At 64.1% G+C, this 13,490-nt stretch carries 10 protein-coding genes; 3 read left to right on the plus strand and 7 right to left on the minus strand.

What is annotated here, in order from left to right; all coding sequences use genetic code 11:
* Positions 1 to 24 precede the first annotated feature (24 nt).
* The 5 genes from H8S23_RS03900 to H8S23_RS03920 form a co-directional block, all read right to left on the minus strand.
* On the minus strand, positions 25 to 1,185 hold the full coding sequence (locus H8S23_RS03900; RefSeq protein ID WP_186886981.1) for a LegC family aminotransferase: 1,161 nt from the start codon (positions 1,183 to 1,185) through the stop codon (positions 25 to 27).
* On the minus strand, positions 1,176 to 1,856 hold the full coding sequence (locus H8S23_RS03905; protein WP_186886982.1) for a hypothetical protein: 681 nt from the start codon (positions 1,854 to 1,856) through the stop codon (positions 1,176 to 1,178). Before H8S23_RS03905 ends, H8S23_RS03900 begins: the two co-directional genes overlap by 10 nt.
* A complete protein-coding gene (locus tag H8S23_RS03910) occupies positions 1,853 to 4,057 on the minus strand; it encodes a hypothetical protein (protein ID WP_186886983.1) in 2,205 nt (734 codons plus the stop codon). The genes H8S23_RS03905 and H8S23_RS03910 overlap by 4 nt, the downstream gene beginning before the upstream one ends.
* A 75-nt stretch (positions 4,058 to 4,132) precedes the next feature.
* The gene (locus H8S23_RS03915) at positions 4,133 to 5,731 is read right to left on the minus strand and encodes a DUF2142 domain-containing protein (protein ID WP_186886984.1); all 1,599 of its coding nucleotides are present in this window, start codon (positions 5,729 to 5,731) and stop codon (positions 4,133 to 4,135) included.
* A gap of 45 nt (positions 5,732 to 5,776) precedes the next feature.
* A complete protein-coding gene (locus tag H8S23_RS03920) occupies positions 5,777 to 6,760 on the minus strand; it encodes an NAD-dependent 4,6-dehydratase LegB (RefSeq protein WP_186886985.1) in 984 nt (327 codons plus the stop codon).
* A gap of 315 nt (positions 6,761 to 7,075) precedes the next feature.
* Here H8S23_RS03920 and H8S23_RS03925 point away from each other — a divergent pair, with 315 nt between their 5' ends.
* Genes H8S23_RS03925 through H8S23_RS03935 form a run of 3 tightly spaced genes read left to right on the plus strand, consistent with a single transcriptional unit; the run spans position 7,076 to position 10,955 of the window.
* Positions 7,076 to 8,602, plus strand: a complete 1,527-nt coding sequence (locus H8S23_RS03925) for an MBOAT family O-acyltransferase (protein ID WP_186886986.1) — start codon at positions 7,076 to 7,078, stop codon at positions 8,600 to 8,602.
* Between the two features lie 11 nt (positions 8,603 to 8,613).
* Positions 8,614 to 9,639, plus strand: coding sequence for a hypothetical protein (locus H8S23_RS03930; RefSeq protein ID WP_186886987.1), 1,026 nt, complete (start codon positions 8,614 to 8,616; stop codon positions 9,637 to 9,639).
* Positions 9,639 to 10,955, plus strand: coding sequence for a surface carbohydrate biosynthesis protein (locus tag H8S23_RS03935; RefSeq protein WP_186886988.1), 1,317 nt, complete (start codon positions 9,639 to 9,641; stop codon positions 10,953 to 10,955). The genes H8S23_RS03930 and H8S23_RS03935 overlap by 1 nt, the downstream gene beginning before the upstream one ends.
* Positions 10,956 to 11,119: 164 nt before the next feature.
* Here the strand turns inward: H8S23_RS03935 and H8S23_RS03940 are convergent, their stop codons facing one another.
* Positions 11,120 to 12,646, minus strand: coding sequence for an FGGY-family carbohydrate kinase (locus H8S23_RS03940; RefSeq protein WP_186886989.1), 1,527 nt, complete (start codon positions 12,644 to 12,646; stop codon positions 11,120 to 11,122).
* A gap of 21 nt (positions 12,647 to 12,667) precedes the next feature.
* Positions 12,668 to 13,444 carry an SDR family oxidoreductase gene (locus tag H8S23_RS03945; protein ID WP_186886990.1) on the minus strand — a complete coding sequence of 259 codons (777 nt, stop codon included), beginning with the start codon at positions 13,442 to 13,444 and terminating at the stop codon, positions 12,668 to 12,670.
* Between the last annotated feature and the right edge of the window lie 46 nt (positions 13,445 to 13,490).

Raw genomic sequence — 13,490 nt, forward strand, 5'->3', positions numbered from 1 at the left:
CCTTCTTTTCGTTTGTGCCGGGGCCTACAGCGCCAGCAGCACATCCACCACCCGCTGCGCGTCCTCCGCGGTGAGGTTGGTGCTGCAGGGCAGGTTGACGATCTTTGCGCGGTAGTCCTCCGCTTTCTCCAGGCCGTAGGCCTCGCACTGGAGATAGGGCTTCTGCTCGTTGATCAGCGCCCAGACCGGCCGGGTCTGGATCTTCTGCTCCGCCAGGGCGGCAATGACCTGATCCCGCTGATGGCGCGGGTCCTCCAGATACAGGCTGTAGAACCAGCGGTTGGCCCGCACCCCGTCCCGGAAGCCCAGCACGCGGTAGCCGTTTTTGCCGTCCAGCCGGCTGGCGTAGAACTCGTGCATCTGGATCTTGTGGGCGATAAAATCCTCCAGCTGCTCCATCTGGGCCAGGCCCATGGCCGCCTGCACGTTGGTCAGGCGGTAGTTATATCCCACCTCGCCGTGGATGAACTGCAGCTGATCGTCCTTTGCCTGGGTGGAGAGATATTTGGCATGCTCGGCCCAGTCCGGGTGGTTGGAGACCACCATGCCGCCCGCGCCGGTGGTGATGATCTTGTTGCCGTTGAAGCTGTAGACCCCCGCGTCGCCCATGGTGCCGGCCATCCGGCCCGCCAGCGGGCCCCCGGTGTAGCGGGTGCCCAGCGCCTCGGTGGCGTCCTCGATGAGCACCAGATTATATTTTTTCGCCAGCGCCAGAAAAGCCGGCATGTCGGCCATATTGCCGAACACGTGGACCACCACGATGGCCCGCACCCGCGCGCCGGTGCGCCGGTTGTAGCAGCAGCCGCCGCGCATCTCGCAGTTTTCACTGAGGAAGCGCTCGGCCAGGACAGGGTCCATGCACAGCGAATCGTCGCAGCCGATGAACACCGGCTCGGCCCCGACATAGCGGATGGGGTTCACCGCCGCGATAAAGGTGAGCGCCGGGGCCAGCACTTCGTCCCCGCGGCCCGCGCCCGCCACCAGGTTTGCCAGGTGCAGGCCGGAGGAACCGCTGTTGCAGGCAACTGCGGCGGGCATGCCGGCATATCCGGCCACCTTCTGCTCAAACTCGCCCACCAGACTGCCGCCGGTGGAGACCCACTCGCTGACGACCGCGCCGTTGACGTATTCCTTTTCATTGCCCGAAAAATTGGGGACGGACAGGGGTATGAATTTCATTTCCATCGTTCTTTCCCTCCAGAAAGGCGGCCGCCCTTTTTCAGGGCAAAAAAGGCCTCGGCCGCGCATTGGATCGCGCTGGCGGCAAGCGCCGGGGCGACCAGTTGGCAGAGCAGCCAGAGCCGGGAGGGCGCAAAGTACGACCCAAAGCTCCGCTGCGGGTTCAGGGTGATGCCCGTTATCTCCATCTCGATGCCGGCATAGATGCCGGGGTCGAGCCGCAGGCCATAAATTTTGCCGCGCGGCAGCGCAAAGGTATAGCTGCCGTCCGCTTCCACACGCGCCCAGACCCGGTAGTTGGCGTCAAAGTCCTCCATGCCGGGCCGCGGCTTGTAAAAGATGCAGAACTCGCCCGGGTCTTTTTTGCGGAAAAGCGCTTCAACGCGCACCCCGCGCACATAGACGGGCGGGTCGCGCAGCACCATGCGCGGGTCGGCGGAGGTGGTCACCAGCGCGCCGCCGGGGCTCTGCTCCAGATCGGTCCACTCAAAATCAGCGGCGCTGATCTCGGTCTCCGTCACATTGCCCAGCGCCCGCTGCACCCGGTCCTCGGCAAAGCTGTAGAGCGAGACCAGCAGGCTGACGGCAAAGAAAGCGGCATAGCAGAGGGCCACCAGCTGTTTGTCCCTGCGCGGCAGGCGGACCAGGGCGCAGCCCAGTTTTTTGATCCGGTTCACCGGGCGCTCACCTCCTCCGGGATGGGCGCAAAGCGCATGCCCTGCCCCTCCCCCTGGATGCGGTAGAGGCCGCCGCTCTGGGCGCCGCCCTCAAACAGGGCTCCATACGCCTGCTGAAAACTCTCGTCCACCTGCTCCAGATACACTGCGGTGCAGCCGCTGGCCTGCAGATATTCACACCAGACCTCCGGCGTCAGGGTCACGTCTGCGGCGAGAAACCGCTGCGCCTGCTCGCGGGTGAAAAAGCGCGGGATCGAGACCGTGTTCAGCCGGCTCTCCGGCGAGATCCCCGCACCGCCCAGGCTGTAATCCAACAGCACTTCGGGGTAAAAATCGTAATAACTCATAAACCAGCGCCTGCCGTCGTCCCCCTGGCAGATATAAAAGACCCGCTCGTTTTCTCCCAGGCGCGCCTTGATCCCCTCCACCTGGGCGATCTGCTCGTTCCGGCCGGCAAAATAGCCGTCGGGATAGTCCACCACCGAAAGCTGCGGCTGCACCAGGGCAAACACCCGCGCGCAGCAGAGAAAGGAAAGGGCGGCCAGCAGCAGCGGCACAAAGGAGACCGCGCGCAGCGGCGCGGCGGAAAGGGCCAGCAGCAAAGCCGTCAGCCCCAGGCCCGCGGCCAGCAGCAGCGGCTGCAGCCGGTAAGAGGCCCCGTCCTGTGCGGCCCAGACCCCGCGCAGCGGCAGCAGCACGGCCGCCATCAGCGCATAGGGCAGCGCGAAGAGCGCGCCCTGCCACGCCAGCGCGCGGCCGCCCGCCCGCTCGGCGCGCCCGTCCGCCAGGCTCCTGCCCAGCAGCACCAGGGCGGCCAGCAGCCAGCCGATGTAATAGGGGTAGATATAGCGGTTATAGTTGCTCAGGCCCAGGGCCTCCTGCCCCTTGAAGATATAGGCGTAGGTGAAAATATTGAAAATATAAAACGCCGCGAAGCCCAGCATGGAAAGCGCTGCAAACCAGGCCGTGCGCGCTTTCTGCGCCCGGCTGCCGCAGAGGTAGGCCAGCGCCAGCAGCGCCAGGATCACCAGCACCACCGCAAAGCCGCTGCCCAGCATGGTCAGTTTGGTGGTAAAGAACGCCTTGTACATGCCGTCTGCGATCTGTGCAAATTTTTCACTTTTCTGCGGGCTGGCCAGCTCTGCGATGCCGGTGACCACCATCTGCACCATGCCCATTTCCTCGCTGCCGCCAAGGTCGAACCGGCTCACCCCCAGGGCCGCCTGCAGATGCAGGGCCCAGCCGAAAAAGGCCCCCAGCGGCAGCAGCACGGTCAGCGCGCACCAGCACAGCTTTGCCCACACGCCGCGCAGCTTTGCAAAAACGGCCCCGCCCTTTTCGACAAACAGCAGATCAAAGCAGATCAGCGCCGCCGCCACCATGCACAGGGCAAAGCCCATATCCTTGGCGATGCTCTCCGCCGTCACGGCCAGAGCCGCCGTCAGCAGCACCGCGGGGGTCTTTTTTTCCGCGGCAAAATAAACCGCCAGCCCGGCGCCGAACAGCAGGCCCATGGGGATATCGGCGTAAGCGCTCATATAAATGGGCTGCACATAGATGCCCCGGTGATAGACGGTGAGCAGATAGGGCAGCAGGGTCAGCACCACCGCCATCGGCACGGCCATGCGCCAGCCGCGCCGCCGGAACATGGACAGCGCCGCGGCGAAGATGGCAAAAAACAGGATGTCATAGGCGGCGAACACCTTCCACGGCACAAAAGCCGTCCCGAGAAACTGGAACGCATGATCCAGCATCACCAGCCCGGGCACATAGGTGACCCCCACCATGCTGCCGGGCTCGAACGTGTACAGCCGCCCGGTGGACTTGACCACCTTGGGCGCGATGCCCCAAAAGGTGAATTCATCCCACTCCATAAAAATGGGGCGGCGCAGGGCGAACAGCCCGATCACCAACAGGCTGGCGATCAGAAAAAAGACCATGCCGGGGCCCAGCAGCTCTTTCCAGCGGATCTCCCTGCGCCGCAGCACAAGCGCCGCGGCAGCGGCCAGGGCCGCGGCGAACCACAGCAGGCCCGCCGGAAACAGCAGGTCCAAGCAGCCCGCAAGGCTGTACCAGAGCATGGTGGCGCAGAGCACGGCCAGAGGCGCCGCGCCCGAGGGCAGGCTGGTGCGCGCGCCCACAAAAAAGCTGAGCGCCGCCAGCGCAGCAAAGGTAAGGAACATCTCCATGAATGCCGTCAAATCAGGTTATCCTCCCGCAGGTCAGGATCTCCGGCCGCAGCGCGGGCCGCGGCGCGGGAAAGGGCGCGGCCCCTCTCAGGGGCCGATGTAGTAGGACTGGAACAGCAGCAGGGCCGAGACCAGCGCAAAGCAGAACGCCAGATGCAGCATCCGCCACGCGGGCGGGGTCTTCTGCGGCTCTCCCGGGCGCAGCTTGTCCAGCGCCATGCTGCGGCCCAGCAGCATGGCGGCCAGCACCAGCAGCGCAAAAAAAGCGCCCAGAAGATAGCGGCTCTGCACGCCGTTGATCTCGGGCAGCGAGACCGGCGTGCTGGTCAGATACATGCCCGTATAGGTGAACGCGTACAGCAGCGCCGCCGTGAGGGCGCAGGCCCAGCCGGTGCGCGGCTTTTCCCGCGCGCCCTCCAGCGCCGACATCCCGGCCGAAAAAAGCAGTACCAGCGGCGAAAAAACGCTGACAAAGGGCACGTTCATATCCATCCAGCCAAAGTTGCCCAGCATGGACAGGTTCGCCTTGTCGCGGTAGAGCGAATAGAGAAAGACAGCCAGATAGCGGGGCGGGTTGGACAGGATGAACCGCAGCTGTTCGGCCGGGCGCACGCCGGTATCCGCATAGGGCAGCGCCCCGTAGGTGCTGGCAAAGCTGGTGTAGGCGGTGAGCAGCACATACACCAGCGCCGCCCCCGCCACACAGAACCCCGCCACCAGCCACCGGCTGCGCGCCGCGCCGTGCCGCCCTGCTTTCAGGCCCTCCGGCTGCGGGATCAGCGCCACCAGCGGCAGCAGGGCCGCCGGGGCGTATTTGGCAAAGACCATCAGCCCGAAGCTGACCGCCAGCACCGCCACCTGCGGCCGGGACAGGCGGTCGGAAAAGCACAGCCCGATAAAGACCCAGGTCAGCCCCAGCAGCAGGCCGTCGGCGCTGCAGGACCCCGCCGTAAACAGGGCGATGGGGGAGATGGCAAGCGCGATGAGGATGGGCAAAAACCGCTTTGCCGCCCGAAAGGCGAAATAGCACAGCGCCGCGTACAGCAGCAGGTTGCCCGCGCGCGCGGCGTACATGCAGGCCAGCGCGTCGCCGCCGCACAGCCGCGCCAGCGCGATGGCCGGCGCCTGCGCCAGATAGGGCACCAGCTGCTGGATCAGGGTGGAGGCGTTGGGCGCAGCGGCCCCCTGCTGCAGATGGGCGCGGTAGCGCGCAAAGCCGTCGGCCATGGTGGCCTGCCCGGTGGCGATCAGCTGGTGGCTGTACAGGCCGGGAAAATCCTGGATCAGCAGGTCTACGTCGTCCGGATAGTCCTCGTCCTGCTCAAACATAAAATTCCCGCTGCCGATGGAATAGGCGCGCAGAAAGTGCATATTTTCGTCCGGCGCCTGCAGGGGCGGGTTGGCGAACACGAAGCACAGCCCCGCCACCAGCACCAGCAGCGAGGCCTTGAGCGCCAGGTTCTGCCTGACAAAATGGGCGATCAGAAAGACCACTGCGTAGACCGCCGCGAAACCGCCGCAGACCACGGCGGTGGCCACCCAGGGCGAAAGGCCGTCAAAGCCATAGGCCACCCGCCAGTAATAAACCACGCCCACGCCGCACAGCAGCACGACGGGACAGCCCAGCGCCCAGCGCACCCCGGAGCGGCCCCACAGGCTTTTCAGTTTTTGCAGCGCACCGTCCATCCCGCACTCCCCGCCCGCGCGCCCGCGGGGCGCGCGCCGTTTTTTCTACAGATTATAGGCGTCGATCTTGTAGCTGTCCAGATGCCTGCGCAGAAACTCGATGGTCTCCGCCAGCCCCTCTTCAAAGGTATACCGGGGCGCCCAGCCGGTCATCTGGCGCAGCTTGGTGGCGTCCCCCAGCAGCCGTTCCACCTCGCTCTTGGCGGGGCGCAGCCGCTGTTCTTCACAGATCACCCTGGCCGCCGGATTGATCTGACGGATCAGCTCGTCCGCCAGCTCGCCGATGGAGATCTCCCGCCCGGTGGCGATATTGATCTCCTGGCCCACGGCCTCTTCGCAGTCAGCGATGGCCATAAAGCCCGCGGCGGTGTCCTTGACGTAGTTGAAGTCCCGCGTGGCGGCGAGGTTGCCCAGGCGGATCTCGGTGCGCCCGGCCAGCAGCTGGGTGATGATGGTCGGGATCACCGCCCGGGCCGACTGGCGCGGCCCGTAGGCGTTGAACGGGGGCACGATGGATACCGGCAGGTCAAAGCTGCGGTAAAAGCTTTCGGCCAGCCGGTCCGCGCCGATCTTGGTCGCGGAATAGGGGCTCTGGCCCTGGTAGGGGTGATGCTCGTCGATGGGCACGTACTGCGCGGTGCCGTACACCTCGCTGGTGGAGGTGATCATCAGCCGCCGGGTGCCCAGGTCCCGGGCCGCCTGCAGCACGTTGAGGGTCCCCTTGATATTGGTGTCCACATAGCTGTCCGGCGAATGGTAGCTGAACGGGATGGCGATGAGGGCGGCCAGGTGATAGACGCGCTCCTGCCCGGCCATGGCGGTGCGCACCCCGTTGGGGTCGCGGATATCGCCCATAAAAACCTCGATCTCGGCGCGGATCTCTGGCGGCAGGGTGTCGATCCACCCGCAGGAATTGAAAGAGTTATAGTAACAGAACGCCTTCACCCTTTCGCCGCTCCGGACGAGCTCCTCGGTGAGATGGCTGCCGATAAATCCGTCGGCGCCGGTGACCATGACAGTGTGAGACATAGCGCGATCCCTCTCTTACCGCCCGGGGGCGGGCGTTTATTTTTCATTTTCTGCCAAAATGCTCAGGGCAACAAATATAGTTAAGTATACTATAAAACGGCCCCAATATCAATAAAAAGCCGGGCGGGCGGACGCCCCGGCCGCTTTACAAGGCGGGGCGCTTCCTTTATAATAGAACGTACTTCAGCGGCATTTTGCTGCATTTTTCGCAGATTTCGTCTCTCCTCCGGGCAGGGGGAGGGATGGTCTGCTTTGTTTTTGCCCAAAATCACAGTGTCCCGGCGGCCCGGCCGCCGCCCTGAAAGGAGCGTTTCCATGACCCTCTCCTCCGCAGGCTACGCGCTGTTTCTGCCTCTGGCGGCGCTGGCCTATTATCTGGTGCCAAAGCGCCTGCAGAACGCGGTGCTGCTGCTGGCCAGCTGCCTTTTTTACGGCTTCAGCCTGGGGGGGCACCCGCTCTCCGCCGCCGTGCTGGCGCTGCACGTGGTGTTCACCTATTTTATGGCGCGGCGCATCGGCGCGGCCCCCGCGGCCCGGAAAAAGCGCCTTGCGGCGCTGGCGGTGATCTCGGTGACGGCGGTGCTGGCGGTGTTCAAATACTACAATGCCCTGATGCCCACCCTGCTGGGCGCCGCCGGCGGCTCCCTGGCAAAGCTGGCCTTTCCGCTGGGCATCAGCTTTTACACCTTTGCCACCATCAGCTATCTGGTGGACGTGGCCCGGGGCGACATGGAGCCTGAGACCGATCTTGTGGCCTACGCGGCCTTTGTCACCTTTTTCGGCACCATCACCAGCGGCCCCATCTGCCGGGCGCGGCAGATGCTGCCCCAGCTGCGGGAAGCGCGCCGCTGGGACGCCCAGCGCGGGGCCGACGCCCTGCGCCTTATCCTGTTCGGCCTTTTCAAGTGGATCGCCGTGGCCAACGTGCTGGGGCTGTATGTCAACCAGATCTTTGAAAACAACGCCGCCTATCACGGGCTGACCCTGATCTCTGCGGCCGCGCTCTACGCATTGCAGCTCTATTTTGAGTTTGCAGGCTACTCCGACGTGGCCCGGGGCACCGCTCTGCTGCTGGGGCTTGAGATCCCGGTCAACTTCAAGACCCCCTATTTTTCCACCAACTTTTCCGCTTTCTGGAACCGCTGGCACCTCTCCCTGTCCAGCTGGCTGCAGGACTATATCTTTCTGCCGCTGGTCTGGGGCCGCTGGACCAGCCGCCTGCCCCTGGTGGGCAAGCGGGTCGAAAACCCGCCCATGCTCTCCAGCCTGGTGATCCTGTTCTTCGTCAGCGGTTTCTGGCACGGCAACAGCCTGCCTTTCGTGGCGTGGGGGCTGCTGCAGGCCCTTTACCGGGTGGGGGAAGAGCTGCTGCACCGCTTTTACAAAAAGCCGAAAAAGCGCCCCGGCCTGCCGCTGCGCCTGTTCAAGACCGCGGGGGTGTTCTGCCTGTGGACGGCCAGCCTCGTGTTCTTCCGCGTCGGGCTGCTGCCCGGGGGCACGGTGACCGACGCGCTCTCCTATCTGGGCAGGCAGTTCACCGGCTGGTCTGCGGCCGCGTTTTTTGCCGATACCAGCGCTGCGGTACAGGCCGGCTTTTATGCCCGCCCGATCATGGTGGCCGCTTATTTTGTCTTTCTTGCGGCGGTGCTGGCCATCGCCTTTTTCGCTGACTGGCGCCAGTGCTTCCGCCACAGGGACCAGCACATCTCGCTGGCGCTGGCAAAGCTGCGCCCCGCCGCGCGCTGGGCGGTCTACTATCTGCTCATCGGCTGCATCCTGGCGGGCGCCGTCATGCAGAGCGGCGGCTTCGGCACCGTGAGTTTTGCCTACGCGGGCTTTTAAGGAGGGCAGCCATGAAAAAATTTATCGCAAAGCTGGCCCTGGCCCTGCTGCCGGCGGCCCTGTATCTGGCGGTGTTCGTGGCTTTTGAGCCGAACAATTATTTCGGGCTGCGCGGCGTCACGAGCGGCAACGCCCCGATCGCCCGGCTGCGCGCCTATCAGCTGGACCCGCAGCCCAACCTGCTGCTGGGCGACAGCCGCATGGCCCACTTCGACATGGCGCTGGTGGACGAGGTGTCCGGCGCGTCCTGGTCCAACGTCTCCTATGGGGGCGCCAGCCTGGAGGAGAGCATCGACGAGTTCTATTATCTGTACGAAACCGCGCCGGAGATCCAGCGGGTGGTGCTGGGGCTCTCCTTTTACACCCTGAACGCCGGCTACCGCACCGCCAACCGCATGTCCACCATCGAGACCCAGCTCAAAAACCCGGCGGCCTATATCCTGAACCTGGAATACAACATCAACACCCTCACCGTGATCGGGGACAAGCTGGCCGGCCGCCCGGACGCCGAGGAGACCGCCGAGCACACGGCCGCGGAATACGAGGAAAACGGCGTCCCCCTGCCCTACCGGCGGGACCTGATCGATTACGCGGCCACCCTTTACGGCAACTGCGCGGTGAGCGGGGCGCTGCCCCAGCGGGTCTACGGCGAGGACGGCGCGCTTGCCAACGCCGCCGAGATGGCCCGGGCCATGCTGTCCGCCACCCCGGCGCAAAGCCGTTTTTCGGTGAATGGCGCGGCGCTGGAAAAGCTGCTCGATCTGGCGAAATTCTGCGAACAGAACGGCGTGGAGCTGACCATCGTGCTGCCGCCCATGGACGAGAGCGTGCGGCGGCTGGTCTGCGAGCCGCTCGGCATCGACGAGGCCATGCGCCCCGCCCTGGAAGCCCTTGCGGCCAGCGGCGCGCGGGTGTTGGACTACGAGTGGCAGAACGATCCCGCCTACCCGGACGGCATGTTCTTTGACGGTTTTCACATCGACACCGTGCACGGGCTGCCCCAGTGGACCCGCACGCTTTTTGAGGAGGTGGGCTGATGGGGCTGGACTTTCTCATCCTGTACGAGCATGTGGTGCGGGAGTATGAGAGCCTGCTGCTGCTGAAAGCGGAATTGGAGCGGCGGGGCTACTCGGTGGAGATCCGCCAGCTGCTGGACCGCAAAAAGCTGAAATATTTCACCTGGAAGCGCCCTCGGGTGCTGGTCGCCAGCAACCTCTATGACAACGAGGGCCTCAACAGCCACGTCTACAACAATGTGGGCCGCTGCGAGCGGGTGGTCAACCTGCACTGGGAGCAGATGCTCTCGGACACCCAGGAGGCCGAGCCCTGGTTCAACTTTTCGGGCAATGCGCGCAAATGTGTGCAGACCTGCTGGGGCGAGCGCACGCGGCGGCGGCTGATCGATCACGGGGTGCCGCCGCAGAACGCGGTGGTGACCGGCGCGGTGATGATGGACTTTCTGCGGCCGGAGTTCGAGGGCTATTTTCTGGACCGCGCCGCTCTGTGCCGGGAGTTTGGCCTTGACCCGGACAAGCGGCTGCTGCTGTACATCTCCAGCTTCGGCTACGCCTCGATGGGCGAGGACGAGGTGGCGGAGCTGTCCCGCATGGCGGGCCAGGACTTCAGCGAATTCGCCCGCGTCAACCGGGAATCCATGGCCGCCACACTGGACTGGTTCGACCGCTATCTCGCAGTCCACCCCGACGTGGAGCTGGTCTACCGCCGCCACCCTTCCGAGTGGGACAGCCCGGCCCTGGCGGCGCTGGCGGCGAAGCGGCCGGGCTTCCACGTCATCTTCGAGCACTCGGTGAAGCAGTGGATCACGGCCGCCGACGACATCTTCATCTGGATGAGCACGGCGATCGCGGAAGTCTATTTTGCCGGCAAAAGCTGCCGCATCCTGCGCCCCCAGCCCATCCCCCACGAATTTGACCCCGTCATCTACCGGGACGGGCGCTGCGTGGGCAGCTACGAGGAGTTCGCCGCCGCCCTGAGCGCGCCTGCGGCGGAGTTCCCCATCCCCAAAGAGGTGATCGAGGGCTATTTTGACGACGACCCCGCCCGCCCCGCCTATCTGCGGATGGCGGACCTGCTGGAGCAGGTGCACCGTGAACCGCCCCGCGACCACCCCTTTGACGCGGCTTTCCGGCCGCATTTCAACTGGCTGAAATGCTTTGCCCTCATCGGCGTGCACGCGCTGGACGCCCTGCATCTGGACCCCGCCCGCTTCCGGCGCATCTGCCCGCCTTTCGCCGACTTTGCCGGCCGCATCTACGGCTATATCCAAAAGGCAAAGGTGGCCCCGGCACAGCAGCAGGTGTGGCGGCAAAAGATCGCCCGCTATATAAAATAGGCGCTTTTGCAGCGCAAAGAACAAACCGTCAAAAGCCCCCCGATGCAGCTTTACTATCCTGCATCAGGGGGCCTTTTCAAGAAAAAAGCAGAAATATGGGCACAGAAAACAACGGGCACAAAGGCACCGGCCAGCACTCCGGCGCCTTTGTGCTCGTGCCGCTTTCAGCGTTCCAGCACGCTGAGGGCTTTCATATCCTCTTTCAGATGCCCATACACCGATTTGTACACCGCAAAGTACCGGTCATACTTGGCATGGACTTCCGGGACGGGCATGATCGGCTCGTCCAGCGTCTGCCAGGTGCGGACGTCCTCATAGGTGAGCACTTCCGCACCGATGCCCGCCAGCATCGCGTCCCCCATATTGGCTTCTGCGTCGTTTTTGGGACAGATCACCGGGTAGCCCGTCACATCGGCAAAGATCTGCCGCCACAGGCGGGAACGGACCGCTCCGCCCGCCAGCAGGATGGAGCTGCCCAGATCTTCGCCAGTGGCTTCCATAGCATCCCGCAGCGAATAGGCTACCGCCTCTAAAAAGGCCCGGTACAGATGCGCCCGGGTGTGGATGAGTGAGAGCCCCACCACCGTGCCCTTGGCGTCTGAGTCCCACACCGGGCTGCGCTCTCCCATGAAATAGGGCAGTACCACCAGCCCCTCACTGCCCGCGGGGATGCGGGACGCCTGCTCGTCCAGCACCCGATAGGCGTTGGGCCCGCCCTCTTGTTCCGCTTGCCGTTCCATCTGGCACAGATTATCCCGGAACCATTTGACGATAGCCCCCGCCGTGGCCCCGCCTGCGAAATAGTAAGAGAGCTCTTTTGCCCTGTACAGGTACGGCCAGACGATGAGCCCTCGGCCCCGGACCGGCTTGTCGGAGATCAGGGCCGCGCACATGGAAGTTCCGATAGCCGCCGCATATACCCCGGGTTCGAACACCCCCATGCCCAGGTTCGCGGCCCCGCAGTCGACGCCGCCCGCCACCACCGGCATGCCCTCCCAAAGCCCCAGTCTGGCCGCCGCTTCCTCGGTGAGCCCTCCCACCACATCGGTGGACTCCACCAGGCGCCGGGGCATCTTGGCCAGGGGAATGCCCAAAGCCTCCATCAGCTCCCCGGACCAGGTGCGGGTATTCATGTCAAAAATACCCCCGATATTACCGGCTGAAGAATAATCGATGGCCGTGCAGCCGGTGAATTTATAGATCACATAGGCGTTGGGCGGCAAAAAGAGTTTCGTCTTCTCCCAGTTTTCCGGCTCATGTCGCTTCATCCAAAGCATTTTGGTGTATCCGTAATAGGGGTCGGCCCCGTTGTGGGTGACGCGCAACAGCCGCTCTTCCCCCACTGTGTGCAGCGCCCAGTCGCTCTCCTCCTGCGCGCGGCGGTCCATCCAGATCATGCAGGGACGGATAGGATCCATCCGCTCGTCCAGCGGGATGCCCGAGCCGCCGTAAAGCCCGCTGATGGCAATGGCCCGCACGTCGCTTTTTTTCACCCCCGCTTTGGCCACCGTGTTGCGGATCGAAGCTTCCGCTGCTTTCAGCCAGACCTGAGGCCACTGCTCTGCCCACAGGGGGCGCGGCGTGAGCACGTCGGTCTCCTGCAGATCCTGCGCCAGCACCCGGCCCTGAAGATCCACCAGGATCGTCTTGGTGCCTGAGGTCCCGATGTCTGTTCCCAACAAATATTCCATGTCTTTTCCTCTCTATCTCACTCAAAAACAAGTGAACGCGCCGTCGACCACAAAGTCGGAGCCGGTGGTAAAAGTGGAGGTGTCCCCCGCCAGATAGACGCAGATGCTCTGCAGTTCCTCAGGCTTGCCCAGGCGGCCCATGGGGGCCATGGCGTTCCACTGTGCGATCAGCGGTTTGAGCGACTCGGAGGACAGGGTCAGATCGGTACCGATATAGCCCGGGCTGATGCTGTTGACCCGCACCCCGCGCCCGGCCCATTCCACAGCCAGCGACTTGGTAAGCTGGATCACTCCCGCCTTGGAGGCGTTGTAGGCGCACTGGGGCTGGGGCACGTTGACGATGTGTGCAGACATGGAGGCGGTGTTGATGATGGATCCATAGCCCTGCCGCAGCATCACCCGGCCCGCGGCCTGAGCGGTCAGGAAAACGCCGGTCAGGTTGATACTGATCACCCGGGTCCATTGTTCGGGCGTCATCTCCTCCGCCGGGACGTTCAGGCAGATGCCCGCATTGCAAAACGCGGCGTCCAGCTTGCCGTATCTTTCCAGAAAACCGGCGATCATGGCGTCCACCTGCCCGGGGTCGGTCACGTCAGTCCCAAAAGCGACAGTGTCTGCTCCGGTCTCAGCCGCCAGCTGGGCAGCCGTCCGCTCCGCCGCCTCCCCGTCCACATCCACAATGGCCACATCCGCCCCCGCCTCACAAAACGCAGTCGCCACACTTTTGCCGATGCCCCGGGCGCCCCCGGTCACAAAAATCTTTTTGCCATCCAGACGCATTTTTTCAATGATCCCCATGAAAAGATCTCCTTTCTGTCGGTTCATTTATGTTTGCAATTATATA

It is taken from the genome of Anaerofilum hominis, assembly GCF_014287275.1.
Classification (GTDB): domain Bacteria; phylum Bacillota; class Clostridia; order Oscillospirales; family Ruminococcaceae; genus Pygmaiobacter; species Pygmaiobacter hominis.

What these genes read in the sequence shown, in the direction of transcription:
- H8S23_RS03930 (WP_186886987.1), top strand. Translation starts at nt 8,614, where the DNA reads ATGAAAAAATTTATCGCAAAGCTGGCCCTGGCCCTGCTGCCGGCGGCC.
- H8S23_RS03945 (WP_186886990.1), bottom strand. Translation starts at nt 13,444, where the DNA reads ATGGGGATCATTGAAAAAATGCGTCTGGATGGCAAAAAGATTTTTGTG.
- H8S23_RS03925 (WP_186886986.1), top strand. Translation starts at nt 7,076, where the DNA reads ATGACCCTCTCCTCCGCAGGCTACGCGCTGTTTCTGCCTCTGGCGGCG.
- H8S23_RS03935 (WP_186886988.1), top strand. Translation starts at nt 9,639, where the DNA reads ATGGGGCTGGACTTTCTCATCCTGTACGAGCATGTGGTGCGGGAGTAT.
- H8S23_RS03940 (WP_186886989.1), bottom strand. Translation starts at nt 12,646, where the DNA reads ATGGAATATTTGTTGGGAACAGACATCGGGACCTCAGGCACCAAGACG.
- H8S23_RS03900 (WP_186886981.1), bottom strand. Translation starts at nt 1,185, where the DNA reads ATGGAAATGAAATTCATACCCCTGTCCGTCCCCAATTTTTCGGGCAAT.
- H8S23_RS03915 (WP_186886984.1), bottom strand. Translation starts at nt 5,731, where the DNA reads ATGGACGGTGCGCTGCAAAAACTGAAAAGCCTGTGGGGCCGCTCCGGG.
- H8S23_RS03920 (WP_186886985.1), bottom strand. Translation starts at nt 6,760, where the DNA reads ATGTCTCACACTGTCATGGTCACCGGCGCCGACGGATTTATCGGCAGC.